The following is a 26934-nucleotide window of genomic DNA, read 5'->3' as shown; positions in this document are numbered from 1 at the left end:
TGTCCCACCGGCGCCGGCCCGGATGACGGTCCCGCCCGGGGCATCTCGCGCAGGGGCCGGCACACGGTGGGGCGACGGTCACGCCGCCCACAGCGACCGTGACGGCCCCCCACACCCGGCCTGTCCCCCCCTCCTGGCTGACCTGCTCCTCCTCCTGGTCCTCATCCCCTCCTGGTCGGCCACCGCGGCCGGGCCCGGCCGTGGTGGCCGGGATGTACGGCTGGTCCCCCTCTTCGCCGCCTCTCTGCCGCGGCGACGCCGCCGCAGGGCTCCCGGCCGGCCCCACGAGGGTCCCGTTGCATGCTCCCCGCCGGGGTGCCGCGACCCCGGCGGAGGCCCCCGCGAAGGCGCCGGCGGTTCGCACCGCCGTCCCTGGTTCGACGGTCCCCGGGCGGCGGCCGGGAAGTGGCGGGATGTTGCCGCGTTTACCCCGTGCGGCTCGGGCAACGTTCGGTTACACCGCGTGTGAATACTCACTGTTCGGAAGGTGTGACCATGCTCGCAGTGGTGATCGGCATCCTGGCGGTGGCGGCAGCCGTCATCGTGGCCCTCATCCTCGCCCCGCCCGTGCTGCAGAGCACGGCGAGCGGCTTACGCAGACGATTCGGCCCCGAGTACGACCGGGCGGTCCGTGACCACGACGGGGACACCCGGGCGGCACTGCGGGACCTGAGTGAGCGGGTGCGCCGGTACGCCGACATCCGGATGCGCGCGCTGCCGCTCGACGAGCGGCAGCGGTACGCCGCCCGGTGGGCCGAGGTGCAGCAGCGTTTCGGGGCCGCGCCCGCCGCGGCCGTCGCCGAGGCCGCCGACCTGCTGTCGCGGCTCGCCGTCGAGCGGGGCTACCCGCAGCGGCCCGAGCAGCAGCTCGACGCGCTCTCCCTGCACCACGCCCAGCAGGTGGGCGGGTACCGGGAGCTGCGGCGGGTGGCCGGGCACACGGACGTCGAACAGGGGCGGCCGGAGGAGATGCGCGACGCCCTGCTCGCCGCCCGGGCCCTGTTCGAGAGGCTGGTCGCGGCGCAGCCCGCCGACCGGGCGGCCGCGCTCCGGCGGGCCGGGGTGCCCCGGCAGCCGGGCCGTTTCCGCGGCCGGCACCGGAGCGCCTGATCCCGCCGCGGTCCGGCCGCGGTCCGGCGGCCCCGGGCGGTGACGTCCGGCGGCCCCGGACACCCGGGCACCGGACGGAACCGTGTACGCCCGGCCCGGGGCTCACCGGGCCGGGCGTACACGGGTTCCGGCCCGGCGGCCGCCGGGGTTCCGCGCCAGTCCGTCAGTCCGTCGCGCTCCCGCCGTGCTCCGGGGTGCGCAGGGTGAGGACGGCGACGTCGTCGTCGTTCTCGCTCCGGGTGGGCCGGGCGCGCTGGAGCAGCAGGTCGGTGAAGGCGGCCAGGGGGCGGTGTGCCAGCGAGGCGGCGTGTCTGCGCAGCCGGTCCATCCCGTCGTTGATCGCCCGGCCCCGGGCCTCGACGAGGCCGTCGGTGTACAGCACCAGCGTCGCCCGCGGCGGCAGGACCACACCGGCCTCGGTACGGCTGGGCGACAGGCCGGTGCTCAGCAGCATCCCGTGGCCCTCGGTGAGGAAGCGGGTCCGCCCGTCGTGCGTGACCAGCAGCGGCGGCGGATGGCCGGCGTTGGTCCAGGACAGGTGCCAGCCGCCCTCCTCGGTCCGCCGCAGGATGCCGAACACCAGGGTCACCATGGACACCCCGGCGACCGGGACCACCGACTCGTCCAGCCGGTTCACGGTGGTGCCGGGAGGCTCGCGGTGCGTCCACGCGTAGGCCCGGAGCATGCTGCGGACCTGGGCCATGCCCGCCGCGGCGTCCAGGTCGTGGCCGACCACGTCGCCGATCGCCAGCGCCGTGCTGCCGTCGGACAGGGTGAACGCGTCGTACCAGTCGCCGCCGACCTGGGAGGCGTCCGGCGCGGCGAGGTAGCGGGCGGCCATCTGGAGTCCGGGCACCGAGGGCAGCTGCGGGAGCAGATGCCGCTGCATCGTCTCGGCCACCTTGCGCTGACGCTGGTACAGCCGGGCGTTCTCCAGGGCCACCCCGGCGCGGCGGGTGATGTCCTCCAGCAGCGACAGGTCGGTGGCGGACATCGGGTCCGGACGGTCGGAGCGGCCCAGGGTCAGCGCCCCGAGCACCTCGCGCACCCCGCGTATCGGCGCGATCGCCGCCGAGTGCATGCCGGTCGCGGCGAACAGCCGCCGCTGTTCGATGGCGACGCCGGAGTCCGGCGGCCCCTGGTACGTCGCGGGGGTCACCAGGGTGGACGCCGCGCCGCGCAGCGCCCGGGACAGCGGCATCGGCGACTCCGCGGGTACCGGCGGCATCGGGCCCTGCAGGTCCTCCCGGAGGAACGGCACCCCGTCCCGGTGGTGCGCCACGATGGTCCGTTCCACCTCGTCGACCTCGGTGATCAGATCGACCACCACCCAGTCGGCGAGCCGGGGTATGGCCAGCCGCACCAGCCGGCGCAGTGCCTCCTCGCTGTCGAAGGTCGAGGTGAGCTGGGTGGTGGTCTCGGCGAGCAGCGCCAGGCGGTCCAGTTCCGACAGCGTCGTCCGGTCCAGGTCCGGCTTCTGCCCGCCCGGCGCCTCGGCGTTCGCCCCGTAGAAGATCACCATGGTGGCCGTGCGGCCACCCTCCCCGGCACACGGGGTGACCAGCCAGTAGAGCTCGGTCAGGGTGCCGTCCCCGCGGCGGAACCAGCCCCGGCCGTCGCATGCCCGGCGGGCCAGGACCGCCTCCTCCATCCGGCACCGGGACCTGGCCAGCGGCTGTCCGTGCCGGTCGCGGTGGAGCAGGTCGTGGGCGTCCCCGCCGACGAGGTCCGACGCGGCCGCGCCCAGCAGCCGCTCCGCCAGGGAGTTCACCGCGACGATCACCCCGCGGTCGTCCACCACGCACGCCGCCGTCCCCAGCAGCGCCGGCACCTCGGTCGAGGGGAGCGCACCGGGCACGGCCCCGTCTCTCGCCCCGTCTCCCGTCATGCCACCCGTCCTTCCATGCCCTGCCCGCCTCCAACCGCGTCAGCTTCTCACGATCACGGGGCGTGGATATCAGGCACGTGAGGCCGGTCACCCGGCATCCGGCGGATGTCACGGTGCGTGCGGCTCAGGTCCGGCTCCACCAGCCCTCCCGGGCACCCGCGGACGCCCGGTCGCTGCCCGTGCCGACGGTTTCGCAGCCTGTCACGCGGGCGTGGGACGGCGCGCGGGCGCCGGATGGGCGCTCGGTTGCGGAGCAGGGGCGCGGGTGCGGGGCGGGGGCGCGTACGAGCCCGCGGGACGGTACGGGGGCGTGCGCGTGCAGCGGGGCGGGAGACGTGCGCCCGCACAGCGGGCGGCGCGGGAGCGGAGGAGCGGCGCGGGGCGGGGTTTCCGGCCGGCCGGGGGCTGCCGCCGCCGTCCGTGGGTAGGTTCGCCGCCATGGAGCAGATGCGGAACAGGCTGCGGTCCGCCGATGTGGAGGCGAAGCTGCGCGAGGACCTCGCGGGCGGGGTGTACGCCCCGGGCGACCGGCTGCCGGACGTCGAGAGCCTGGCCGAACAGCTCGGCAAGCACACCAGGGCGGTGCTGGCCGCGTACCGCCGGCTGGTCGAGGACGGGGTGCTGCTGGAGGGGCTGCTGGAGCCGGGATACTTCGTGGCCGCTGCGGATCTGGCTCCGGAGGCCCGCACCACCGCACGCGCGGTGCGGGCGGTACAGGACCGGCTGCTGGAGCTCGAAGGACGCCTGGGCGAGCTGACCGAACGGATGGCGGCGCTGGAGCGCCTCGCCCGGGAGACCCGGTGCCGGTGCCGGTACGGCCACTCGGGCTGAGTCCGGTACGGCCCTCGGGGAGCCGGTCGGCCGACGGGGCCGGCGGGCGTCATGGTGCATGCGGGACGGACGATCCGACGACGCGAGGTGATCACCGGATGGACATGGTGGCGTTCGGGGTACTGGACGACGAACGGGCACTGCTGGAGGAGGCGTTCGGGGCGGCGGCGCAGGGCATCCGGTGCCTGGAGGTGTCCCTGGACGCGGACACCGCCCCGGCGGCCGGCGGGCACGAGGTGGTCAGCAGCAGTGTGAACGACGTGCTCGACGCCCGGGTGCTGGAGATCCTCGCGGCCGGCGGCACCCGGATGATCGCCCAGCGGGCCACCGGCTACAACAACATCGACCTGGCCCGCGCCCGCGAACTGGGCATGACGGTGGCCCGGGTCTCGTCCTACTCCCCGTACTCGGTCGCGGAGTTCGCGTGGGCCCTGGCCCTGGCCGTCAACCGACGTACGGTCCGGGCGGTCGGCCGGACCCGGGAGTTCGACTTCCGGCTGACCGGGCTGATGGGCCGGGACTTCCACGGCCGCACCGCGGGCGTCCTGGGCACCGGGAAGATCGGCGCGGCCTTCGCCCGGATCGCCCACGGTTTCGGGATGCGGCTGCTGGGCTGGGACGTGGTGCGGAACCCCGAGTGCCTGGCGCTGGGCATGGAGTACGTCGGCAAGGAGCAGCTGTTCGCCGAGGCGGACCTGATCAGTCTGCATGTGCCCCTGGTGCCCGGGACCCACCACCTGGTCGGCCCGGCGGCGCTGGCGGCGATGAAGGACGACGCCATCCTGGTCAACACCGGCCGCGGCGGACTGATCGACGCCTCGGCCCTGGTGGCCGCGTTGAAGCGGGGCAAGCTGGACGGGGTGGGCCTGGACGTGTACGAGGAGGAGGCCGGAGTCTTCTTCTTCGACCACTCCCTCGACGTGATGGCCGACGACGTGCTGGCGCGGCTGATGACCTTCCGCAACGTCCTGGTCACCTCCCACCAGGCGTACTTCACCCGGGACGCGGTCGGTCAGATCATCAGCGCCACGGTGCGCAACGTGGCGGATTACCGGGCCGGCCGCCGGAGCGAGAACACCCTGGTGGCGGGCCCGGCCCCGGCCTGACCCGGTACCGGCCCGGCCCTCCGCGACGGGCCCCGCGCGGGGACGGCTCGCGCGCCCCCTACGGCCGGGACCCGGAGGGACGGGCCCCGTGCGCGCGGCGGGCCCCGTACGCCGGTGGACCACCGATCCGTACGGTGGTCCACCGGCGTACGGCAGGCGGGGGGCGCGGCCCGGGGCGGGACCGGCCGCCCCCGGCTCACCGCGGGCCGTCCGGTATCCAGGAGCCGTGGATCGTGGCGGGGACCCGGCGGGGCAGCCGGACCGTGGCGAGGGGCGGGACCGACAGATCCGAGGCGTCCAGGACGAGCAGGCCGGAGGCGTCGGCGTTCAGGTCGCTGACGACGGTGAGCAGATACCCGGCGTCCTCCTCGGCGGCGTCCCCGGCGGGCACGAAGACGGCCTCGCTGGGCAGCCGGCCGGCGCCCACGGGCAGGACCTGCCGGCTTCCGGTGCGGCGGTCGTACTTGACGAGGGCGTGGTCACCGGTGCCCCGGCCGTCGGGGAAGGCGACCGCGTACTGGTAGCGGTGCTCCCGGCCGGTGCGGGCGTCGTTGATGGTGGGGAACTCGACGGTCAGGTCGTCGGTCTGCTCCTCGGTGACCCGGCCCGCCGCCGGATCGACGGTCCACCGCACGGTGTGTGAGCCGGAGACCGGTTCGGCGCCGCGGTCGGGGGCTCCGACCCACCAGTTCCACGACCGCTGCCAGTCCTCGCGGCCCACCGCCGGCCCCTCGACCACGATCCGGCCTCGGGCGTCCTCGTAGGCGTTGGCCAGGTGCATCGCGAAACCGGGGCGGATGTCGAACCAGCGGGTCCGGGCCGCGCCCCCGGCACCGCGCGGCAGCACCCCGATCCGACTCGGCACGGTGTCGCTCCAGGCGTAGGGGATGCCGGAGTGTTCCGACGGATCGAAGGTCACCGAGCCCTCCAGGAAGACCACGTGGTGCTCGGTCACGGCGAAGTCGTGCTTGAGCGCGGGGCTCGCCCCGGGGACCTCACGGCTCTGGAGGACCGTGCCGTCGGGTGAGGAGACGTGGTGGATCAGGAACGGCGGGAAGGGCGAGGACGAGAAGAAGTGGAGCTCCCCGGTGACCGGGTCCTCCTTGGGGTGCGCGGTCATGGCCGAGGTGAGCTTCCCGTTCCAGTCGAACGCCCCCACGGTGCGCAGGTCGGCGGTGAGTTCGAAGGGCAGGGCCGACTCGCACAGCGCGAGCAGGCGTCCGGCGTGCTCGATCACATGGGTGCCCGCGGTGCTGGCGGTGAGGTCGGGCCCGTGCTCGGTCAGGTACGGCGCGCCGTCCAGGGCGGGGGTGCGGACCCAGCGGTTGCGGTACCACTCGGCGCGGCCGTCGCGGAGCCGGATGCCGTGCACCATGCCGCTGCCGCGGAACCAGTGGGCCGGGGTGATGCCGGGCCTCGGGTTGTGGCCGTTGCGCACCAGCCGGCCGGTCAGCTCCGGGGGCAGGGTGCCCTCCACGGCCAGTTCGGAGGCGGTGATCTCGTCGGGGACGGGGGTGTAGTGGCCGGTGAGGTACGGCTTGCCGGTCATGGGGGTCTCTCCTCCAGGTGGTGCGGGTCGCGGTGGGCGGTGGGAGGGTGGGCGGTGGGCTGCGGGTGAGCCGGGGGGATGCGGGTGGGCCGGTGGGATGCGGTGGCTGGGGGCGGGGCGCCGTGGCCGGGTGGGCTCCGGTGGGGCGCATGGGGGGTGCGGTGCGCCGGGTGGGCTGCCGGTGAGGACGGACCGGGGGCGGGAGCCGGCGGCGCGGAGGCGGTCGGGGCGCGGCCGGGGACGTTCCGCCCTACGGGGTGACGGCGGACGGGCGGTCCGGCCACCGCCGCTCGGCCTCGGCCTTGAGCAGGCGGAGCCAGGTCTCCAGGGACCGCTGGAGCGCCTGCCGGAGGCCCACCGGATCAGCCTCCGCCGGAGCGCCGCTCCAGGACTCCTCGGTACGGACCGTCACGGCTCCCCCTGTCTCCTCGAACGTCCAGACGTGGATGCCGTCGATGCCGTGGGCCGGGCCGCCCCAGACGATGCGCTCCCTGGGCACCACCTGGTGGACGGTGGAGGTGATGGCGAGCCCGTGGGTGTGCCAGCGGAAGGTGGCCCCGGGGGCGAGCGGCCCGGTGAACTCGGCGCGGCTGACGTCGGTCTGCCAGTCGGCCCACGCCCCGATGTCCGTGTGCAGCGCCCAGACGGCCGCCGGCGGGGCGTACACGGTGGTGGCGGCACGGGCGATGACGGGAGCGGCGGGGTCGATGGAACGGATGGCGGTACGACGGGTCACGGTCATGGCTGGGGGCTCCTTCTGCGGTGTGGGGCCGGGGGTTCGGGGTGTGATGAGCGCGGTGCGCGTGAGGGACGGGTGGCGGGTGGGGTCGGAGTGGCCGGGCGTGGAGGACGTGGGTCGCGGACGTGGCGGGGCCGGCCGGTGGGTACGGGAGCGCCCGACGGAGCGGTGGGCCGGTGGGCGCGGTACGGCCGGGCGCTCCCCGGCGCCCGACGGACGGGTGAGTCGCCTTCCCTCTTCTCGATGAGTGATTGACCACTCACTCGCGGCCTCGAAGAAACGGGCGACCTCCGGACCGGGGTCCGACGGGCCGCCCGCCCGGTCGCGACCGGGCACGGCGGGCCCCGGCCGGTCGTGGTCGGTCGTTTCAGTAGTGCGTGATCCCGGCGGCGAGGGTGCGGGTCCAGGGCGCGTCCACCGCCGCCGCGTCGACCGAGACCAGCAGATGACAGAGCGCGCCGACGGCGAAGAACTCCTGCACCTGCCGCTCGTCACCCCCCGAGGCCCCGCGCACGTATTCGACGGTGCGGGCGTACCCGGCCCGCACCGCTTCCCGGATGGCGGGTTCGGAGACCGCCGCGGCCTGGGCGTGCAACTGCACCAACAGCAGGTCGTTGTCGCTGATCAGACGCGCGTACGCATCACCCATGGAGTCCAGCACGGCCTCGGCGGAGCCCCCCTTCGCCGTCGCGGCGCCCTCCTCCAGGGCCGCGCGGACCCGGGTGAAGCAGTGCTCGACGACCGCGGCGAACAGCGCCTCCTTGCTGGGGAACAGCCGGTAGACGTACGCCTGGGAGATGCCGGCGGCCTTGGCCACCTCCGTCGTGGTGGTGCCGAAGTAACCGCGCGCCGCGAACGCGCCGATGGCGGTGCGCAGCACCGTGGCGCGGCGTTCCTCCGCGGTGGAGAGCCGTCGTTGCCGTTCCGATTGCATGTGAGTACTCAACCACTCACACTCGGGGCTGTCAATGCGGACGCGGACCGTCGACGCGGGCGGCGGCTGCCGCACACGTCCGGCCGCAGCCCCGTACGGAGCGGGTCGCGGCTTCCGGACCTTCGGCCGGGCGGCCGGCGGTTATGAGCGGCCTTCCTCCTCCTGGACCTGCCGCAGCACCGGCTCCGCGGCCGCCCAGGCGGCCCGTACCACCGGGAAACCGGCCCGCTCGTAGGCGGCACAGACCTGCTCGTCGTCATCGACCACCAGGGCGACGGTCCGGTTCCGGGCCAGCCGTGCCAGCAGTTCCGGCTTGGCGACCCGGGCCGGGCGGCGGTCGTGCGGCCTGCGCATCAGCAACCGGCCGGACGGCAGCCCGTGCCGGGCGAGCCACTCCTCCGTGTCGGCGCGGCAGTGCTCGGGGCGCCCGGTCACATAGGCGACCTCACAGCCCACCGCACCGGCCCGGGCCAGCGCGACCCCCTCGGCCAGCGGCGGGTCCTGCGGCGCGGCGCGGAAGAACGCCTGCCAGTCCCGGGGGCGGCGCTCCAGGTGGTGCAGGCGGTGCCGGACGTCGGCCAGGGTGCCGTCCAGGTCGAAGACCGCCAGCGGCGGTGCTGCCACCGGTACACCTCCCGCGCTCGGCCCCCCGGCGCCCCCACCCGGCCAGGATCCCACAGCCCCGCGGTCGGAGGCCGGGCACGGCCGGGCGTCGCCGAACGTGCCCGTGCGCGCATCCCGGGCGTCGTGGCCGTCCCCGTGCGTACGCCCCGGGCGTCGTGGCCGTCCCCGTGCGTACGCCCCGGGCGTCGTGGCCGCGCCCGGCCTGCCTCCCGGGCGTCCGACCCGGCCTCGACCCGCCCGCACGCCGGGCCGCCGGCGGCACACCCCGCCCCCCCCGGCCGCGTCATCCGCCCTTCACCCGGTATACATATGACGGTCATCACAATTCACGGCCCGCGCACAACCTTCCGCCCGTGGCCGGGTCTGATGTCCCGGGCCGCCTCCTTGGCCGGGCCCGTATCGACCACGGCCGCGCCGGACCGGCGCGCCCGCGAATGAGGGGTACAGGACGGGTGAAGATCGCCTTTCTGATCTACAACGCCTACGGCATCGGCGGGACGATCCGTTCCACGGTGAACCTGTCCCGGGCGCTGTCGGCGCACCACCAGGTCGAGATCGCCAGCGTCTACCGCCCGGCCGACACCCCGCAGCTGGACATCGCCGCCGAGGTGCGCCTGGTCCCGCTGATCGACTGGCGTCCGGAGTCCTCCGGCCACGACGGCGAGGACCCCGCGGCGAAGCAGCCGAGCACCATGTTCACCGACACCGGCGTGGCCTTCGGTCCGATGGCGCCCTCCCGGCTCACCGACGACCGGATCGCCGCCTATCTGCGGGACACCGACGCCGACGTCGTCATCGCCACCCGCCCGGTGCTCAACGGCTACCTCGCCCGGTACGGCGGTGACCGCCTCATCCGCATCGGGCAGGAGCACCTCACCTTCAACTCGCACACCCCGCAGGTGCGCGACGACCAGAACGCGGCTCTGGCCGGCCTGGACGCCTTCGTCACGGTCTCCCACGCCGACGCCGCGGTCTACCAGGCCGCGCTGCCCGGCGTGACCACCCGCATCCTGTGCATCCCCAACGGGGTGCCCGCCCCGGCGGTCGAGCCCTCCGGCAACGCCGCCAAGCTGATCGTCGCGGCCGGCCGGCTGGTCGAGATCAAGCGTTACGACCGGCTCATCGACGCCTTCGCCAAGGTCGCCGCCGAACGCCCCGACTGGCACCTGCGGATCTACGGCCGCGGCCCGCAGAAGGGCGCGCTGCGGGAGCGCATCGACCGGCTGGGGCTGTACAACCGCATCCGGCTGATGGGCGCGGTCTCCCCCATCGAGACCGAGTGGGCCAAGGGCTCCATCGCCGCCGTCTCCTCCGACGCGGAGTCCTTCGGCATGACCATCGTGGAGGCCATGCACTGCGGGGTGCCGGTGGTCGCCACCGACTGCCCCTACGGTCCGGGCGAGATCATCACCCACGGCTCGGACGGGCTGCTCGTCCCGCTCGACGGCGGGGTGGACGCCTACGCCGCCGCGCTGCTGCGCATGATCGACGACCGGGAGACCCGGCTGCGGATGGCCGCCAAGGCCCGTACCACGGCCGCCTCCTTCGACCCGTCGATCATCGCCGAGCGCTACGAGAGCCTCATCCACGAGCTGCGGTCGGCGCGCCCGGCGCCCGCGGCCCCGCCGCTGCTGCGGCGCGTACGGTCGCAGCTGCGCCGCATCGTGCCGCGGGCCGACCGGGCGCGGCCGGCGGCCGAGGAGGCACCGGTGGCGCCGGCCGCCCAGGGGCCGGTGCACGCGCACTGCCGGGCCACCGCGGACGGCGGGGTCACGGTGCGGCTGCCCGTCGCCGAACTGCCCGAGGGCGACCTGGACCTGGTGGTGCGGCTGCGCCGGGACCCGGAGAAGCGCGAGGTGCGGCTGCCGCTGCCGGCGCCCCTGGGCAGCCACGCCGAGGTCACCCTGGAGCGGACCGCGCAGGTGCTGCCCGAGGGCCGCTGGGACTGCTACGTGGCGCCCCGCGGCACCAACAAGCGGACCCGGCTCACCGCCCGGCTGGTCGAGACCGCCCGGCTGGTGGTCTTCCCGCTGCCGGCGGGGAAGGACGGGGTGACCGGGCTGGTCCCCTACACCACCGCCGACGGCTTCCTGGCGCTGCGGACCTGGCTGCGTCCCTCGCACGCCGAGGTCGCCGAGGTGCTGGTGGGCCAGGGCACCGTGACGGTGACCGCGGACCTGTACGGCACCGCCGTGCTCGGTCCGGAGGCGGTGGTCGTCGCGGCGTCCCGGCAGGGTGACGCGTACGACTTCCGGGCGCCGGTCACCGCCGTGCCCGGTGGGCGGGGCACCGCCCGGTTCGAGGTCACCCTCCCGTACGCGGCGGCGCTCGACCGGCGGACCTCGGTGGAGCAGGACCTGTGGGACCTGCGGCTGCTCTGCGCGCCCGGGGCCTCCCCGGTGCCGCTCGGCCGGATCGCCGGTGACCTGGCGGACCGGAAGAAGACCGACGTCCACCCGGCCCGGGTGCTGGACCACCCGGAGCGGGGGGCCACCCGCTTCCGGCCGTTCTTCAACGCGGCCGGGAACCTCACGCTGAGCGCCCGCGACCACGAGCAGACCCCGGACCGGCCGGCCGCGAGCGCCCCGGGGGCGCCCGAGTTCGCCTGACCGGCGGGGTCCGCCGCCTCCCCGGCCACCGCCCGTGCCGGGGAGGCGGGCCGACCCGTCCCCCGCGCGGCGACCGGCCCCGGCCGGCGCCTCTCCCTGACGACCCCGGCCGGCGCCTCCATGACGACCCCGGCCGAGACCTCCGTGACGACCCCGGCCGGCGCCTTCGTGACGGGACGTCGGCGGATCGGGCCCCCGGTCCGCCGGGCCGGCTGTCGTGCCTCATCTCGGCCGGCGGCGGGAGGTCCGGCGGCGGCCCTCGGGTCACCGGCTCCCGGCCCGGTCCCGCCGGGAACGAGCCCCGGCCCGCCGGTCCGCGTACCGGCTCCTGGTGCGCGGGCACCAGGACCGGGGAGCGGGCTGGTGCGCGGGCACCAGGCCGCGGACGGCCCCCGGGGACGATGCCCGTCGGGGCGCCGCAGGGAAATGTGGGGGGTGGCGCGCGGGACCGCGCGCGTTCCCCTCTTCTCGTGGTGTCCGGAGTGATCAGCGGGTGGCGACTTCTCCTCACCGGTTCGGACGGCCTGCCTTCCGGCGGCGTCCCCGAGGTTCCGGGCCGGTGGCGCCCGGGCCGGCGGCCCCGCCGCCCGGCCACCGGGCCCGGCGGCCGGCTCGTATCCTGAGGCGCGTGTGCCGATTACCGTTGTCGAGGGTGAGGCACCGGGCGGGCGTGCCCCATCCTTCGCGGCCGGGACCGACGCAGCGGTGCGGCGGCTCCCCGCCGGCCGGGGCCGGGGCGGGCACCGATGGCGGGGGCCCGCGGTCGTCCGGCGCGTGGCGGCGAGAAGCGGCGATCATGGCGACGGCCTTCGCGCTCTGTCTGCTCGGCGGGGTGATACAGGTGGACGACACCCTGTCGGCACCGCCGGCCGCCGCCTACGCCATCGCCGTGGTGTCCTGTGCCGTCCTGCCCGTACGGCACCGGGCGCCACCGGCCGCCCTGGCGGCCACGACCGCGGCCGGCGTGCTGGTGCCGCCCCTGGGCCTGCTGCTCACCCCGCTCATCGTGGCCCCCGCCGTGATCGCCGCGTACTCCTGCGCGCTCGCGGCGCGCACCGAACGGCGCGCGGCGGCTGCGGTGCTGCTCACGTCCGCGGTACTGGTCGCCGCCATCCCCTTGTCCGGGAACGTGTCGTGGAAGGACGCGAGCAGGATGGGTGCGGTGGCGGTGTTCCCGCCGGTGGCCGGCGTACTCGCGCATGCGGTGCGCAACCGGCGGGCCTACCTGGCGGCCGTGGAGGAACGGGCCCGGCGGGCCGAGGAGAGCCGGGACGCCGAGGCGCGCCGCAGGGTGGCCGAGGAACGGGTGCGCATCGCCCGGGAGCTGCACGACCTGGTGGCGCATCAGATCACCCTGGCCCACGCCCAGGCCACGGTCGCCGCCCACTTCTTCGACGCGCGCCCGGAGCAGGCCCGCACGAGCCTCCAGGATCTCATCGGGACCACCGCCCAGGCGCTCGACGAACTGCGGGCCACGGTCGGTCTGCTGCGTCAGTCCGGGGACACGGCCGCGCCGGCCGAACCGGCACCCGGGCTGTCCCGGCTCCCCGCGCTCCTCGACTCCTTCCGCCGCGCGGGTCTGGAGGTGTCGGTGCACCAGGAAGGCACGGCCGGACCGCTGCCGCCGGGAGTGGACCTCACCGCCTACCGCATCGTCCAGGAGGCCCTGACCAACGTGGCCCGGCACGCCGGCACCGCCACCGCTCAGGTCCGTCTCACCTGGGACCGCGACCGTGTGACCATCACCGTCGCCGACGACGGGCGGGGCTCCCGGGCGGCGCCGGCCACGCCTCCGGGACCGGGCGCGTCCGCGGCACCGGACCGTCCGCCCGGCCACGGTCTGATCGGGATGCGGGAACGTGCCACCGCGGTCGGGGGACACCTCTTCGCGGGCCCGCGCCCGGAGGGCGGTTTCCTCGTCCGCGCCCGGCTGCCCGTCCCGCCGGCCGGGGACACGACGCGGAGGCCGGGCGGGGCCACGGCCGCCGGGGGACCGGTGCCCGGCGCGGTGACGGACGCCGGACGGGCGGGCGGGAAGGCCGGGGAGGCGCCATGACGCTCAGGGTGCTGCTCGCCGACGACCAGGCCCTGCTGCGGGGTGCCTTCCGCCTGCTCCTCGACAGCGCCGAGGGCATCACCGTGGTCGGCGAGGCCGCCGACGGCGGGGAGGCGGTGCGACTCGCCCGGGAACTGCTCCCGGACGTGGTGGTCATGGACATCCGCATGCCCGGGGTGGACGGGCTCACCGCCACCTCGGAGATCTGCGCGGACCCGGCGCTGCGGGCCACCCGCGTGCTGATCCTCACCACGTACGAAACGGACGAGTACGTCGCCCGGGCGCTGCGCGCGGGGGCCGGCGGCTTCATCGGCAAGGGCATCGGGGCGGAGGACCTGGCGGACGCCGTGCGGACGATCGCCGCCGGCGACACCCTGCTGTCCCCCGCCGCCACCCGCTCCCTGGTCGCCCGTTTCCTGGCCACACCGGAGGCTGCTCCGCCGCGCCACCACGAGCGGCTCGCCCTCCTCACCCCGCGCGAGCGCGAGATGGTGGCCGCGGTCGCGACCGGCCTGTCCAACCAGGAGATCGCCGAGCGGATGTTCCTCAGCCCCTTCACCGTCCGCGCCCATGTGCAGCGCGCCATGACGAAGCTGGAGGCCCGCGACCGGGCGCAGCTCGTCGTCATCGCCTACCGCACGGGCCTGGTCCGTGCCGCCCCCGACGGCGGCACCGACCGGCTCCCGCGGTCCGGTTCCGGGAGCCCCGGCCGCTGACCCCGGGAGATGGTGCGGTGCGCCGGGGTGCCGGGTCACGGCAGCGGGGTGAACTCGGGCAGGGTCAGGGCCGTATGGGCCGGTCGTGCCGTGGCGGACGGCACGGCGACGAGGTTCCGCAGCATGGTGTTGCGCCGATCGAGGGCCCGCGCCGTGACGGGGAGGAGCGTGGCCGCGCCGTTGTCCACCAGTGCCTGGTTCATGGCGACGAACGGGCGAAGGGCGCGTTCGTACGCGGCGAAGGCCGCCGTGTGGTCCCGGTGCACGGCCAGGGCGTGGGCGAGCATGTAGGCCCCGACGAGCGCCAGGCTCGTCCCCTGCCCGGTGAGGAACGAGGGCGCGTACGCGGCGTCGCCGACGAGCGCGACGCGGCCGCTGGACCAGTGGGGCATGCGGATCTGGCCGACCGTGTCGAAGAACAGGTCGTCCGCGTCGCGCATGGCGCCGACCATGCCGGGGACCTCCCAGCCCGCGCCGGTGAAGGCCGCGGCGACCAGGTCCCGCCGGGCGCCGGGGTCCCGGAGGGCGGCGACCGGCGGTCGAGGCCGGTGGAACGCCAGCAAGGCGTGCACATCGTCGCCGTCCCCGGCGGCGTACAGGGCCGCGGTCCTCCCCGGGGTGTTCCACACCACGACCTCGCGGGCGAGCCCGCGGGTGTTCGCCATGGTGAACAGGGCGAAGCAGTACCCGAGGTGACGGTGGAACCGTTCTTCCGGGCCGAACACCGCCTGCCGGGTGTGTGAGTGCATTCCGTCCGCGCCGAGCACCAGGTCGAAGGTGCGCCGCCGGCCGCTGCGGAAGGTGACGTCGACCTCCGGCCCGGCCTGGTCGAGGGTGTCGATGGAGTCGTCGAACAGGAATTCCAGGTCGTCGCGGACGGCCGCGTGCAGGATCGTGGTCAGATCCCCGCGGCGCACTTCCAGGTCCTGCCCCTCGGCGCCGCCGGCGACGGCCCCCGGGGTGAGCGATGCCACCTCGCTGCCGTCGGCGTCCAGGAAGGTGAGGCGGCGCGCGTCGAGGTGTGCGTCCCGCAGCCGCGGCAGTATCCCCATCCGCCGGACCACCTCGGTCGCGGTACCGCGGATGTCGATCGGATAGCCGCCGTCGCGCGGTGCGCCCGCCTTCTCCACCACGGTGACCGCGCATCCGGACCGGTGGAGCCAGTACGCCAGCGCGGCTCCGCAGACACCGGCCCCGGAGATCAGAACGCTGCGCCGCGCGGTGGTGCCCGCGGCCCCCGACGGGCCGGCCGGACCGGTGCGTGTCATGCCTGGACCCCCTTCCGCGCGGTACGGACGGCGAGCAGGGACAACGCGGCGACGAGGCCGGCGACGGCGAATCCGGTGACGAAGGCCGATTCGGCCGGCTGCCCCGTCGCCGGCGCGGCCCCGGCGTCGAGGATCGCGGCCGCGACCTGGGCGCCCAGGGCCATGCCGATCACCCGGGTGACCACCAGCACGCCGGTGGCGATGCCGATGTCCTCGGCCCCGGCGGCGGAGGCGGTACCGGCGAGCAACGCCGTGGTACCGGCGCCCGCGGCGAACGCCAGCAGCACCTTGGCGAGGACCAGCTGCCATTCCTCGGTGTGCAGTGACGCCAGGGCGATCAGCGTCGCCGCCGTGACGACGGTGCCCGCGACGACCACGGCACGCGGACCGAAGCGCCGCGCCGCGATCCCCCCCACCGCGTCACTCACCGCCCCGGCGAGGGCGCCGGGCAGCAGGAGCAGCCCGATCTCGGTGGTGCCGGCTCCGAAGCCGTACCCGTCGGCCGGTGCCGCGAACAGCTGGGGCAGGAGGACGAGCACCATGCCGGAACTGATGGTGATGAAGAGGGTGAGCACACACGCGCTCCGCATGGCGGGCTTCGCCAGCATGCGCGGATCGACCATCGGCGAGGCCGCCCGGCGCTCCACGACGACCCAGCCGGACCCGAGGGCCACCACGGCCACCGCGAGGGCACCGGCCGCGAAGGGCGGCGCGCCGCCGTCCCCGGTCACCGTCACCAGCCCGAGCATGAACGCGAGCAGGGTGCCGCTCAGCAGCACCGCGCCGGGCCAGTCCGTCCCCTCCGCCGAGGCGACCGGCGGATCGTGTGGCATCAGCCGGGCCACGACCGTCGCCGCCGCGATGATCACCATCGTCGGCAGCGCGAACATCCACCGCCAGGACAGCCCTTCCGCGATCGGCCCGGCGCACAGCGTTCCCACCATGCCGCCCGCGGTGAACAGCGCGACGACCAGTCCGATCGCCGCCTGTGACGCTCCTGCCGCGAGGTGCTTGCGCACCAGGATGAACGACAGGGGCAGCGCCCCGACCATGACGCCCTGCAGCACCTGACCGAGCAGCAGCACCGGCAGGTTCGGTGCCAGGCCGGCCGTCAGACCACCCGCCGAGACCACGGCCGTCAGCCGGACCAGTACCCGCTTCCCGCCGTGGCGGTCGCCGAGGCGGCCCGCGACAGGGGTGATGACCGCGCCGGTGATGAGCAGGGCGTTGCCGATCAGGGCGCCTTCGGCGGGACTGACGCCCAGCTCGCGCTGGAGGAGCGGGAGTGCGGGCTCCACCACCGACTGCAGGGTGCCGAGGGCGAGCGCCAGGGTGCCGAGGGCACCGATCCACAACCACCCGACGCGGCGCGGGGGTTCCGCGGCCGCGGGCAGGGGAGCCCCTGCCGCCGGCGTCCGGCCCGCCGGCCGGGCGGCCTCCGCGACCCGGAGCCGGGTACCGGGAGGTCCTCCTCCCGGGCCGGCGTCCCGACGACGCGCCGGGCCACCCGGCAACGGACCGTCCGTGAGCCGGTGCCGCCGCAGGGTACGCCGTCCGATCCGGTGAGGAGAAGCCGTCATCCGATGATCACTCCAGACGCCACGAGGAGGGGGAACGCGCGGGATCCCGCGCGCCACCCACACTCCCCTCCGGCGCCCCGGCGGGCATCGTCCCCGGTGACCGTCGCGGTCCGGTCCGCCCGGACCAGCCGCCGCCCCGTCCTGGTGCCCTCGCACCAGGACCGGCGCGGCCCGGACGCGCCCTGCCCGGGCCGCCCTCCGGCGGGTGGACCCGCCCGCCGGGCGCCTCAGGCCGCCGGCAGCTGTCCGGTGCGGGCCACCCGGGCGTACCAGCGGGCGCTGGACTTGGGGGTCCTGGCCTGGGTCGCGTAGTCCACGTACACCGCGCCGAACCGCTTGCTGTACCCGTAGGACCATTCGAAGTTGTCCCACAGCGACCAGAGGAAGTAGCCCCGCAGGTCGGCGCCGTCGGTCAGGGCCCGGTGGGCGGCGGCCAGGTGGGAGCGGAGGTAGGCGATCCGCTCCGGGTCGTGCACGGTGCCGTCCGCGGCCGGCTTGTCCTCGTACGCGGCCCCGTTCTCGGTGATGTACAGCGGCACCCCGGGCGCCTCCCGGCTGTAGCGCATCAGCAGCTCGTACAGGCCGGTGGGATCGACCGTCCAGCCCATCTCGGTGCGTTCGCCCGGCGTCCGGTGGAAGGCGATGTGCTCGGCCCCCGGCCACGGGGAGTGTTCGGCGGCGCCGTGCCCGTCGTGCCGCGCCGGGCGGTCCTCGCCGTCGGCCGCGGAAACCAGGGACGGCGTGTAGTAGTTGATGCCCAGCGCGTCCAGCGGCTGCCGGGCGGTGGCCAGGTCGCCGTCCCGGACGAAGGACCAGTCGGTGACGGCCGCGGTGTCCCGCAGCAGGTCGTCGGGGTAGGCGCCGCGCAGCAGCGGGCCGGTGAAGACCCGGTTGGCCAGGGCGTCGATCCGGCGCCGCGCGTCCAGGTCGGCCGGGCTGCCGGTACGGGCCCGCACCACCGCCGGGTTGAGACAGATCGCGATCCGGGCGCGGGCGGGCAGCGCCGCCCGCAGCGCCTGGGTGCCCAGGCCGTGCGCCAGGTTGAGGTGGTGGGCGGCGCGCAGCGGAGCCTCGCGGCCGGTGCGGCCGGGCGCGTGCACCCCGGAGCCGTAGCCGAGGAAGGCGCTGCACCACGGCTCGTTGAGGGTGCACCACAGGTCCACCCGGTCCCCCAGGGCGCCGGCCACCAGCCCGGCGTACTCGGCGAACCGTTCGGCGGTCTCCCGCTGCGGCCAGCCGCCGGCGTCCTCCAGCTCCTGCGGCAGGTCCCAGTGGTAGAGGGTGACGGCCGGACGGATGCCGTGGGCCAGCAGCTCGTCGACGAGCGCCCGGTAGAAGTCCAGCCCGCGCTGGACCGCCGGTCCGCGCCCGGTGGGCTGGACCCGCGGCCAGGAGACGGAGAACCGGTAGGCGTTCAGCCCCAGACCGGCCATGAGCCGGATGTCGTCGCGGAACCGGTGGTAGTGGTCGATGGCGGTGTCGCCGGTGTCCCCGGCGAGCACCTTGCCGGGGGTGCGGCAGAAGGTGTCCCAGATGGAGGGGGTCCGGCCGTCCTCCTGGGCGGCGCCCTCGATCTGGTAGGCGGAGGAGGCCGCGCCCCACAGGAAGCCGGGCGGGAAGGAGAGGGTCATGGAAGCGCTCCCATGTCGAGGTGTCGGTGACCGGGGGCGGTCCCGCGCGGACCGCCCCCGGAGGGTGTGCCGGCGGGTCAGCCCTTGATCGCGCCCTGCATGATGCCGCCGACGATCTGCTTGCCGAAGAGGGTGAAGACCAGCAGCAGCGGCAGGGTGCCGAGCAGCGCCCCGGCCATGATCACCGACTGGTCGGGGATGTAGCCGCGGCCGAGGCCGGTCAGGGCCACCTGGACGGTCGGGTTGCCGTTCTGGGTGAGGGCGATGATCGGCCAGAAGAAGTCGTTCCACGCCTGGACGAAGGTGAGCATCCCGAGCACCGCCATCGCGGGCCGGGCGACGGGGAAGACGATGTGCCAGATGATCCGTACGCTGCTGGCGCCGTCCATCCGCGCCGCCTCGATCAGTTCACCGGGCAGCGCCTGGATCAGGTACTGCCGCATGAAGAAGACGCCGAAGGCGGAGACCAGCGAGGGCAGGATGACCGCCTGGAGCCGGTCGGTCCACCCCAGCTCGGCGACGGCCATGTACATCGGCACCACCCCCAGCTGGGGCGGCACCATCATGGTGCCCAGGGTCAGCGCCAGCACGGCACCGCGCAGGCGGAACCGCAGCTTGGCGAGGGCGAAGCCGGCGAGGGTGGCGAGCAGCACGGTGCCGGCCGCGGTGACGGAGGCGACGACGGCGGTGTTGACCAGCGCCTCCCCCATGTTGGCGTCGGTCCAGGCGATCTCCAGGTTGCGGAACAGGTTGGAGCCGAACCACAGCGGCGGCGGGGTCTCGGCGAGCCGGGTGTTGTCGCGGGAGGCGGCGATCGCCGTCCACACCAGCGGGAAGAGCGACAGGGCGGTGAACACGGCGAGCACGGCGTAGGTGAGCCGGCCGCCGTGCAGGTGCCGGCCGGCGCGGGATGCGGTCACGGGTTCTCCCTCACTGGCTCTTGCGCAGCCGTCGGGCGATCAGCCAGTTGACCGCGGCGATCAGCAGCAGGATCAGGAACATCGCCCAGGCGATGGCGGAGGCACGGCCCAGGTGCAGGTTGATCCACCCCTGCTCGTACAGGTAGAGCCCGAGCGTCTGGTACTGGTGGTCGGAACCGCCGGTGGCCCCGGCGCTGCCGCTGAACAGCAGCGGCTCGCCGAAGAGCTGGGTGGCCCCGATGGTGGAGACGACGGCGGTGAACAGGATGGTGGGGCGGAGCGAGGGGATGGTGACGTGGCGGAACTGCTGCCAGCGGCTCGCCCCGTCCAGCGCCGCGGACTCGTACAGGTCGCGCGGTACGGCCTGCATGGCGGCCAGGTAGATCAGCGCGTTGTAGCCGGTCCACCGCCAGATGACGATGGTGGAGACGGCCAGTTGAGCGGACCAGTGGCCGTTCTGCCAGTCCACGGCGTCCACCCCGAGCTGCCCCAGCACCCAGTTGATCATTCCGTAGTCCCGGCCGAAGAGCAGCGCGAAGACCAGGGTGGCGGCGGCGATCGAGGTGGCGTACGGGGTGAGGACCGCCACCCGCCAGAAGGTGGAGGCCCGCAGCCGGTAGTTGAGCAGGTGGGCCAGGCCGAGCGCCATGGCCAGCTGCGGCACGGTGGAGATGATGCCGATGGTGAGGGTGTTGCGCAGCGCGTTCCAGAAGAACTCGTCGTCCCACAGCCGGGTGTAGTTGCGCAGGCCCACCCACTCCATGTGCGTGGGGTCGGTCAGCTCCACCCGGTGCAGCGACGCCCAGCCGGTGTACAGCAGCGGGAAGAGACCGAAGGCGAGGAAGAACAGCAGGAAGGGAGCGACGAAGGCGTACGGGCTCCAGCGCAGGTCGCGGCGGTAGCGGCGGCTGCGGCGGGCCCGGCGGCGCAGTTCGGCGGCGTCGGGGCCGGCGGGGACGGGCGCGGGCGGGGAGACCCCCGGTGTCCCGGCGGCGGGCGGAGCGGTACCGGTGGGCGGGCTCATCGGCGGTCACTCGTCCAGCGCGTTGTCGATCGTCCGGGTGGCCGCCCGCCAGCCGTCCTGGGGTGACTTGCCCTGCCGGTCGACCTGGAGGACCCCGATGTCCACGATGTTCTGGTCGATGACCAGGTCCTTGGGGCCGAGGATCTGGGCCGGCACCCCGCGCGCCGCCTCGGCGAAGATTTTTCCGGTGGGCGCGTCACCGAAGTACGGGTGCCGGGCGCCGGCGACCTGCGGCAGTGCGTAGGCGCTCTGCGCGCTGGGGAAGCTGGCCTGCTTCGCGAAGAGTTTGGCCTGCTGCTCGGGGGCGGTCAGCCAGGCGGCGAGCTTGATCGCCTCGTCCTTGTGCCGGGAGGCGGCGGGCACGGTGAGGAAGGATCCGCCCCAGTTGCCGGGCCGGGGCGCGGCGGCCACGTCCCACTGGTCCTCGGCCGCGGGGCCGGCCTTCTCCTTGATGTAGCCGAGCATCCACGGCGGGCAGGAGACGGTGGCGAACCTGCCGTTGGCGAACGCCTGGTCCCACTCCTTCTGGAATTGCTGGAGCCGGGCGGTGAGTTTGCCGGTGGCCGCGTCCATGGCGTGGCCCCACGCCTGCCGGACCGCGGGGCTGTCCTTGTAGATGACCTTGCCGGCGGTGTCGTAGTAGCGCCGCGGGCTGCCGGCGACCACGGCCTTGTAGACGCCGCCGGCCGAGTCCACGAAGGAGGTGCCGTCCGGCGCCTTCCGCTGGTACCTGCGTCCGGTCTCGATGTACTTGTCCCAGTCACCGGCCCACAGCTTCCCGACCTCCTCCCGGTCGGTGGGCAGTCCGGCCGCGCGGAACAGGTCCTTGCGGTAGCAGATGGCCATCGGGCCGATGTCGGTGCCCAGCCCGACGGTCCGGCCGTCCCCGGTGGTGGCCTGTTGCCACTTCCAGGGGATGAAGTCCTCCTTCCGCACCCCCGGCGCCTTGGACAGGTCCACCAGCCGGTCGGCCTGGGTGGCGGTGATCTCGGCGATGTTGGCGACCTCCACGGCCTGGATGTCGGCCAGCCCGCTCCCGGTGGACAGGTGCGTCAGCAGCTGCGGGTAGTAGTTCTCGTTCCGTTCGATCGACGTCTCCTTGATGGCGATGTCGGGGTTGAGCTCCATGTACTCGTCGTACAGGCCGGCCTGTTTGTAGCCGAAGACGCCGAACACGCCGACGGTGAGGGTGGTCCGGCCCTTGGTGTCCGGACCGCCGGAGCCGCCGGCGCGGTCGTCGCCGCCGTCGTCGGCACAGCCGCCGAGCAGGCCGGCGCCGAGGGCGCAGACGGCTGCCAGGACCACCGCCCGGCGTCGGTGGGAACGGGATCTGCTGCGCATGGTGTCCTCCTCGGGCCCCTGGGGGACGGTCCGGGTCGCCGTGCGGTGTCCGGAGGGGTTCGTTCCGCGTCAACCGGGGCCGGGCTCGTGCGGGTTGTGTAGGCTGCCGGGGGTGTGGGAGCGCTCCCAGCAGTGATGTGTTGAAGGGTCGCGGCTCCCGTCGGGGGGTGTCAAGGGAGCGGACAGGGCGACTTCAGGCCACCGCCGGTGCTGTTGAATTGGCCCGGGCGCCCCGCGCGGTGGCGTCCCGTACGGACGGGCTTGGAGGCGGAAGATGGCAGGAACCCGACGGCACGGTGCCGGACGCCGGCCCACGCTGGAGGAGGTTGCGGCCCGGGCGGGGGTCGGCCGGGGCACCGTCTCCCGGGTGATCAACGGTTCGCCGCGGGTCAGCGAGCGCACCCGCACCGCGGTCGAGCGGGCGGTCGCCGAGCTGGGGTACGTGCCCAACCGGGTCGCCCGGGCGCTGGCCGCCAACCGGGCGGACGCCGTCGCCCTGGTCATCCCGGAACCGGAGACCCGGCTCTTCGCCGAGCCGTACTTCTCCGACATCATCCGCGGCGTCGGCGCCGAACTGGCCGAGGCCGACCTCCAGTTGCTGCTCACCCTCATCCGCACGCCCAAGGAGCGCCAGCGCTTCGCCGACTACCTGTCGGGGCACCGGGTGGACGGGGTGCTGGTGGTCTCGCTCCACGCCGACGACCCGCTGCCGGACCTGCTGGAACGGATCGAGATACCGGCGGTGCTGGGCGGGCGCCGGTCCGCCCACGAGTCCGTGCCGTACGTGGACTCCGACAACACCGGCGGCGCGCAGGCCGCGGTGGAGCACCTCATCGGCCGGGGCCGCCGGGCGGTCGCCACCATCACTGGGCCGACGGACATGTACGTGGCCCAGTGCCGGCTGGACGGCTACCGCGCGGCCGTCGAGGCGGCCGGACGCCGGGTGGACCCCGGGCTGATCGGGACCGCCGACTTCACCGAGGAGGGGGGCCGCCGGGCGATGCGCGCGCTGCTGGACCGCGCGCCGGAGCTGGACGCGGTCTTCGCCGCCTCGGACGTGATGGCAGCCGGCGCCCGGCAGGTGCTGCGGGAGGCGGGCCGCTCGGTGCCCGGTGACGTGGCGCTGGTCGGCTTCGACGACTCGGTGGTCGCCCACCACATGGACCCGCCGCTGACCAGCGTCCGCCAGCCGGTCCAGGAGATGGGCCGGATGATGGTCCGGCTGCTGCTGGAGCAGATCGGGCCGCGCCGGGAGGGCGGCGTCCCGCAGGACCGGCCGGCGGAGGACCCGCGGCGCCACGTGCTGCCGACCGAGCTGGTGCGCCGCGCCTCCTCCTGACCCCGCGGGAACGGCGTCCGGCGGGGCCGGCGCTCGGGAACGCGGGGTGGTGGCCCGGCGCGGGACCCGGGGGACGCGAGGGCGCCCGGTCAGGCGGGCACACCGTCCGGGCGCGAGGCGCAGGACCCGCGAGGGGGCGGAGAGCGCGGGGCGGAAGATCGCCGGGCGGGGAAGAGCGCGGGGGGGGCAGCGCGGGGCAGGGGCAGCGCGGGGGCGGGGCAGCGCGGGGCGGGGCAGCGCGGGGCGGGGCCGGCGGCCGTGTCGGCCGCCCGCCGGCCAGTCCGCGGCCCCGCGGCGCACCGGGACCGCTCGTGGACCCGCCCGGTTACAGCGCCGGGTGGGCGTTCCTCATCAGCTCCTGGAACTGCGCGGGGAACCAATGCCCGGACAGCGGCGCGTCGGGCAGCGCCCCGGACCGGTGGTAGCCGTTGCGCGCGTTGCCCTCGTAGGTGGGGTCGCACATCCGGTCGAAGCCCTTGCCCTCGTCGTTCGGGATGGCCTTGCTCGCCCCGTCCGACTCCCCCGGCGGCTTCATCCACACGTAGGCGTCGATGCCGGCCGCCGGTGCGGACCGGGGCCGCTCACCGAGCCCGGCGCCGGACTGGTTGCACCAGTTGCCGACGTGCAGCCGGCGGTCGTAGCGGCCGCCGTCGACGTACGCGTCCACGCCGGTCCGCGGGCCGGGCCCGGCCGGGCGGGCGGTGCCGCCCCAGCCGTTCCGGGAGGTGTCGATGAGCATGCCGACGCCGGACCGGAACCCGGCCCTCACCAGCTCCTGCCGGAACGCCTGCGCGAAGGACAGCTCGTCGGTGTAGCGGTTCCAGTCCACCCACGTCGACTGCCGCACCGATGTGCCGTTCACCGTGTCCCCGATGGTGAAGTTCTCCTCCTTCAGGGCGCTGTAGTTGGCGGTGTTGGTGATGAAGCCGTGCACGTCGTCCACGGTGCTCCCCTCGGCGGTGGCCGCCTGGTGGATCACCTGCGCGCTCGCGGCGAAATTGTCGTCCCAGCCGATCCAGCCGTGGTGGCCTGCATCGACGTAGTTGTAGACGTTGGGGACGGCCCCCAGCTTGCCCAGGGCGTAGCCGACGCCCTTGATGTAGTTGCCGTTGGCCTTCATGGTGTCGCACTGCGGGGTGGCGGTCGGCCGGCCGCCGGTGTTGGTGACCAGGTTCGGCAGCGAGTCGATCTCGATGGTGGTGACGATCCGCAGGCTCGCGTACCGGGGGTCGGCGAGGACGGCGGCGATCGGGTCGATGTACTCCGTCTTGTACCGGTCGATCTCGGTGGGGCCCAGCTCGCCGTTGGAGGCGAGGGCGGCGCAGTCCCGGCCGGGCAGGTTGTAGATCACCAGCTGCACGACGAGCGGCTTGCCGCCGGCCTGTGTCAGCGCCTCGTCCAGGTGGTCGCGGAGCCCCATGGCACCGCCGGCCCCCTCGATCGCGGCGATCCGGTCCAGCCACACCCCGGTCGGCTGGTGGGCGATCCTGTCGCCGCCGGGCTCGGCGGCGGCCTTCGCCGACCACTCAGGGTTGACGTAGACCGACGCGCCCTCGTACGGGTTGTCCACCCGGTCGCCGGGCGGGTCGGTGGGCGGGTCGGTCGGTCCGCCGCCGGACCCGTCGCAGGTGACACCGTTGAGCGAGAAGGCGGCGGGGACGGCGTTGGCGCCGGTGTGGGTGGCGGTGAAGCCGAAGCCGGCGGAGGCGCCGCGCTCCAGCGTGCCGTTCCAGCTCACATTGGTGGCGGTGACGGCCTTTCCGCTCTGGCCGACCGAGGCGTTCCACGCCTGGCCCACCTTCTGGTCGCCGGCGAAGGCCCACTCCAGCTTCCAGGAGTTCACCCGGTCGCCGGTGTTGGTGACGGTGACGTCCGCCTGGAAGCCGCCGTTCCACTGGTTGGTGATCCGGTAGTCCACGGTGCAGCCCGCCGCGGTGGCGGCCGGGCCGGAGCGGCTCAGCGCCGAGGAGGTGCCGGCCGCGGCCACCAGCAGGGCGCAGGAGGCCAGCGCGCCGGCCCGTAACCGGCGGAGGCGTGGGGAGGTACGGCTCATCACGGTGACTGTCCTTTCGCAGCTCGCGGAGCGCGAGACGGCAGGGGGTGTGTGCCGCGCCGGGCGGTCCCGTACGGGTCCGCCGCCACGGGCCCGTACGGGTCCGGCGGCACCGGGACGAGGAGGTACGGGGGCACGGCCCGGCGCGGAGCAGGGGCCGGGCGCACCGGGATCTCGTCCGGTCGTGCGCGGGGTGACCGGCGCGCCGCCGGGGCGGCGCGGGCCCGGTCGATGGAACCGCTCCCACTGGTCGAGGTGACCGTAGCGCTCGGCGGGCCGGTGTCAACAGGGTCGTTCAGAAATTGTCCGACCGGACCCCCGAGTTACCTGGGCTTCGTTCACTGTCTTGACACATCGAACGCGGGGAGCCACTTTGGGAGCGCTCCCACTGGTCTCTCAACGGTCCCCTACCGGCGTCCGCCGGTTTCGGCGGTCCCGCCGGTCCGGCTGGTCCGGCCGGACGCCCCCGCCCGTGTCGATCCCCTCCAGGAGGCATCCCCGCGCGCCCCGCCCGCCGGCCGGGCCGCTCCCGGCGGCGGTCCGGCCCGCCGCGGCCGTACCCGCCCCGGCGGCCCCCCTCGCCAGGCGCCCCCGCTCACCCCTACCGAACTGCCGCACATCCCGGCGCCGGCGGGCGTACGCACTGCCGCGGGCGCCGCACCTGTCCGGCCACGGCATCCCGCACGCCGGCGTCGGCGTCACGCGCCCGGCCCCGGCGGCCGTCCGTCCGTACCCCGGCGAGGGCCACCCGTACGCCGCCGACGGGGTTGGGCCGTCCGCCACCGGCCGGGACCTGCTCGTCCCCGACCTGCGACGCGGCACGGCCGCGTCCCGGGTCGCGCATCGGCGGCGCACCCGGTCGCGTCCGCGCGCACGCCTCGGCGCGGGCGGCACCGGATCCCGGCCGTGGTCATGGCCACGGCCGGGATGTCAACCGGAGCCCGGCGGCCCGGTGCCGGCCTCTCCCGGCCCGGGTCCCTCTCCCGGTCCGACGCCCGGCTCCCCCAGCCCGGGCCGTTCCTCGGTTTCGGTGCCGGCCCCGCCGGCTCCGGCCCCGGAGCCCGGCGGCGGGGCGGCGTCGGTGGCACGGCGCAGCGGGCCCCAGGCGCCGCGCTGCCCGCAGACCTCCTCCTGGGCCTCGTCGATCACCCCGGCGTCGATCCAGGCGACGGGGGCGACCTCGGCCAGCAGGGGCTCGTTGTCGGGGCCACGGGCGAGTTCCCGCCCGGTCAGCACCCAGGGCCGCACCCCGGGGCCCTTCTCGCGCCGGAGGTGGCAGTAGTCGTACAGCCTCCGGGCCACCCACAGCCGCAGCGGGCGGTCACCCCACCAGGGTTCGACCTTCAGGGCGTTGACCGAGAGGCCGGGCAGCGGGACGCCGGTGAGGTCATCGGTGCTGGTGGTGGATCCCAGATCGGCCTGAGGCCCCTTCGACCAGCGGACGTACAGCGGTTCCCGGGTACGTCGTACCAGGTCCACGACGTCGTCGAGTCGGGCGAGGACGGGCATCTCGGCTGCGGCCGGCATTCAGGTGCTCCTCCGGCGTACGGGGTCGTTCGGGTGTCGCGGGGTTCTCCCGGCCGGCTTCCGGACCGGCCGGGTCGACAGGGCGTTCA

General features: G+C 75.0%; 20 protein-coding genes. 7 read left to right on the top strand and 13 right to left on the bottom strand.

The features are described 5' to 3' along the window. Positions 1-495: 495 nt before the first annotated feature. The gene (locus IHE55_RS26310) at positions 496-1110 is read left to right on the top strand and encodes a hypothetical protein (RefSeq protein WP_197991301.1); all 615 of its coding nucleotides are present in this window, start codon (positions 496-498) and stop codon (positions 1108-1110) included. A 163-nt stretch (positions 1111-1273) separates the two neighbouring features. Here IHE55_RS26310 and IHE55_RS26305 read toward each other — a convergent pair whose 3' ends face one another. After that, the gene (locus IHE55_RS26305) at positions 1274-2998 is read right to left on the bottom strand and encodes a SpoIIE family protein phosphatase (protein WP_197991300.1); all 1725 of its coding nucleotides are present in this window, start codon (positions 2996-2998) and stop codon (positions 1274-1276) included. Between the two features lie 438 nt (positions 2999-3436). Here IHE55_RS26305 and IHE55_RS26300 point away from each other — a divergent pair, with 438 nt between their 5' ends. Next, positions 3437-3829, top strand: coding sequence for a GntR family transcriptional regulator (locus tag IHE55_RS26300; RefSeq protein WP_197991299.1), 393 nt, complete (start codon positions 3437-3439; stop codon positions 3827-3829). Positions 3830-3927: 98 nt separating this feature from the next. Next, positions 3928-4935, top strand: a complete 1008-nt coding sequence (locus tag IHE55_RS26295) for a 2-hydroxyacid dehydrogenase (RefSeq protein WP_197991298.1) — start codon at positions 3928-3930, stop codon at positions 4933-4935. Positions 4936-5131: 196 nt separating this feature from the next. Here IHE55_RS26295 and IHE55_RS26290 read toward each other — a convergent pair whose 3' ends face one another. From IHE55_RS26290 to IHE55_RS26275, 4 genes are all read right to left on the bottom strand, one after another. Further along, positions 5132-6484, bottom strand: a complete 1353-nt coding sequence (locus tag IHE55_RS26290; protein ID WP_197991297.1) for a carotenoid oxygenase family protein — start codon at positions 6482-6484, stop codon at positions 5132-5134. A gap of 250 nt (positions 6485-6734) precedes the next feature. Next, positions 6735-7226, bottom strand: coding sequence for an SRPBCC family protein (locus IHE55_RS26285; protein WP_197991296.1), 492 nt, complete (start codon positions 7224-7226; stop codon positions 6735-6737). A gap of 364 nt (positions 7227-7590) precedes the next feature. After that, complete coding sequence (locus tag IHE55_RS26280) at positions 7591-8157, bottom strand: TetR/AcrR family transcriptional regulator (RefSeq protein WP_197991295.1); 567 nt, start codon at positions 8155-8157, stop codon at positions 7591-7593. Between the two features lie 141 nt (positions 8158-8298). Next, the gene (locus tag IHE55_RS26275) at positions 8299-8781 is read right to left on the bottom strand and encodes a phosphatase domain-containing protein (RefSeq protein WP_197991294.1); all 483 of its coding nucleotides are present in this window, start codon (positions 8779-8781) and stop codon (positions 8299-8301) included. 452 nt (positions 8782-9233) lie between these two features. Here IHE55_RS26275 and IHE55_RS26270 point away from each other — a divergent pair, with 452 nt between their 5' ends. The 3 genes from IHE55_RS26270 to IHE55_RS26260 all read left to right on the top strand — a co-directional run bounded on the left by IHE55_RS26270 (position 9234) and on the right by IHE55_RS26260 (position 14162). After that, a complete protein-coding gene (locus IHE55_RS26270; RefSeq protein WP_197991293.1) occupies positions 9234-11390 on the top strand; it encodes a glycosyltransferase family 4 protein in 2157 nt (718 codons plus the stop codon). Between the two features lie 796 nt (positions 11391-12186). Then, positions 12187-13446, top strand: a complete 1260-nt coding sequence (locus IHE55_RS26265; protein ID WP_197991292.1) for a sensor histidine kinase — start codon at positions 12187-12189, stop codon at positions 13444-13446. Continuing rightward, positions 13443-14162, top strand: coding sequence for a response regulator transcription factor (locus tag IHE55_RS26260; protein WP_197991291.1), 720 nt, complete (start codon positions 13443-13445; stop codon positions 14160-14162). The genes IHE55_RS26265 and IHE55_RS26260 overlap by 4 nt, the downstream gene beginning before the upstream one ends. Positions 14163-14197: 35 nt before the next feature. Here IHE55_RS26260 and IHE55_RS26255 read toward each other — a convergent pair whose 3' ends face one another. From IHE55_RS26255 to IHE55_RS26230, 6 genes are all read right to left on the bottom strand, one after another. Next, on the bottom strand, positions 14198-15430 hold the full coding sequence (locus IHE55_RS26255) for an FAD-dependent monooxygenase (RefSeq protein WP_197991290.1): 1233 nt from the start codon (positions 15428-15430) through the stop codon (positions 14198-14200). Further along, on the bottom strand, positions 15427-16824 hold the full coding sequence (locus IHE55_RS26250; protein ID WP_232266856.1) for an MFS transporter: 1398 nt from the start codon (positions 16822-16824) through the stop codon (positions 15427-15429). Before IHE55_RS26250 ends, IHE55_RS26255 begins: the two co-directional genes overlap by 4 nt. Before the next feature lie 413 nt (positions 16825-17237). Further along, positions 17238-18641 (bottom strand): GH1 family beta-glucosidase, encoded by a 1404-nt coding sequence (locus IHE55_RS26245; RefSeq protein ID WP_197991288.1) that lies wholly within the window; start codon positions 18639-18641, stop codon positions 17238-17240. A 77-nt stretch (positions 18642-18718) separates the two neighbouring features. Then, positions 18719-19561: a carbohydrate ABC transporter permease gene (locus IHE55_RS26240; protein WP_197991287.1), complete on the bottom strand. Its 843-nt coding sequence runs from the start codon at positions 19559-19561 to the stop codon at positions 18719-18721. Between the two features lie 10 nt (positions 19562-19571). Continuing rightward, positions 19572-20585, bottom strand: a complete 1014-nt coding sequence (locus tag IHE55_RS26235; RefSeq protein ID WP_197991286.1) for a carbohydrate ABC transporter permease — start codon at positions 20583-20585, stop codon at positions 19572-19574. Between the two features lie 6 nt (positions 20586-20591). Continuing rightward, positions 20592-21926 (bottom strand): extracellular solute-binding protein, encoded by a 1335-nt coding sequence (locus IHE55_RS26230; RefSeq protein WP_197991285.1) that lies wholly within the window; start codon positions 21924-21926, stop codon positions 20592-20594. Between the two features lie 274 nt (positions 21927-22200). On the opposite strand from IHE55_RS26230, the gene IHE55_RS26225 reads away from it, so the two are divergent. Beyond that, positions 22201-23265 carry a LacI family DNA-binding transcriptional regulator gene (locus IHE55_RS26225; protein ID WP_197991284.1) on the top strand — a complete coding sequence of 355 codons (1065 nt, stop codon included), beginning with the start codon at positions 22201-22203 and terminating at the stop codon, positions 23263-23265. A gap of 325 nt (positions 23266-23590) precedes the next feature. On the opposite strand, the gene IHE55_RS26220 is transcribed toward IHE55_RS26225, so the two are convergent. Together IHE55_RS26220 and IHE55_RS26215 are read right to left on the bottom strand one after the other, a co-directional pair. After that, positions 23591-25318 carry a glycoside hydrolase family 6 protein gene (locus tag IHE55_RS26220; protein WP_197991283.1) on the bottom strand — a complete coding sequence of 576 codons (1728 nt, stop codon included), beginning with the start codon at positions 25316-25318 and terminating at the stop codon, positions 23591-23593. A 930-nt stretch (positions 25319-26248) separates the two neighbouring features. Then, positions 26249-26845, bottom strand: a complete 597-nt coding sequence (locus IHE55_RS26215; RefSeq protein WP_307826824.1) for a DUF6098 family protein — start codon at positions 26843-26845, stop codon at positions 26249-26251. Positions 26846-26934: the final 89 nt, after the last annotated feature.

Source organism: Streptomyces pactum, assembly GCF_016031615.1.
Taxonomy (GTDB): domain Bacteria; phylum Actinomycetota; class Actinomycetes; order Streptomycetales; family Streptomycetaceae; genus Streptomyces; species Streptomyces pactus.
Note: the sequence above shows the minus strand (reverse complement) of the source record. Positions and strands in the feature narration are given on the sequence as shown.